This is a genomic window from Streptomyces rectiviolaceus, assembly GCF_039533825.1.
In the GTDB taxonomy this organism is placed as follows: domain Bacteria; phylum Actinomycetota; class Actinomycetes; order Streptomycetales; family Streptomycetaceae; genus Streptomyces; species Streptomyces rectiviolaceus.
This window is the reverse complement of sequence record NZ_BAAAUG010000116.1, coordinates 49,049-49,799: the sequence shown is the minus strand read 5'-3', so window position 1 is coordinate 49,799 and position 751 is coordinate 49,049. Positions and strand designations below refer to the sequence as shown.

Annotated in this window: 1 protein-coding gene; it reads left to right on the top strand. The window is 69.6% G+C overall.

Annotated features, from left to right (window positions below):
* A partial coding sequence (locus tag ABD378_RS29285) for a dihydrolipoamide acetyltransferase family protein (RefSeq protein ID WP_344525553.1) occupies positions 1-747 on the top strand: 747 nt, incomplete at its 5' end.
* Positions 748-751: the final 4 nt, after the last annotated feature.

Here is a 751-nt window from a genome sequence, read left to right as displayed (position 1 = left end):
CCCGCCGCGGCTGCCGCCCCGGTGGCGGGCGGCGACGCCCGCGAGACCCGGATCCCCGTCAAGGGTGTCCGCAAGGCCATCGCCCAGGCCATGGTCGGTTCGGCCTTCACGGCGCCGCACGTCACGGAGTTCGTGACGGTGGACGTGACGCGGACGATGAAGCTGGTCGATGAGCTCAAGCGAGACGCAGACAAGCACGGTTTTGCGGGCCTGCGGGTCAATCCGCTCCTGCTCATCTCCAAGGCGCTGCTCGTGGCGATCCGGCGCAACCCGGACGTCAACGCGGCCTGGGACGAGGCGAATCAGGAGATCGTCCAGAAGCACTACGTGAACCTGGGCATCGCCGCGGCCACCCCGCGCGGCCTGGTCGTCCCGAACATCAAGGACGCGCACGCCAAGACGCTGCCGGAACTGGCCGCGTCGCTCGGCGAGTTGGTGTCCACGGCCAAGGAGGGCAAGACGACCCCGGCCGCGATGCAGGGCGGCACGGTCACCATCTCGAACGTCGGCGTCTTCGGCGTCGACACCGGCACGCCGATCCTGAACCCGGGCGAGTCCGCGATCCTCGCGGTCGGCGCGATCAAGCTCCAGCCCTGGGTCCACAAGGGCAAGGTCAAGCCGCGTCAGGTGACGACGCTCGCGCTCTCCTTCGACCACCGCCTGGTCGACGGCGAGCTCGGCTCCAAGGTGCTCGCCGATGTGGCGGCGATCCTGGAGCAGCCCAAGCGGCTCATCACCTGGGCGTAGGCAG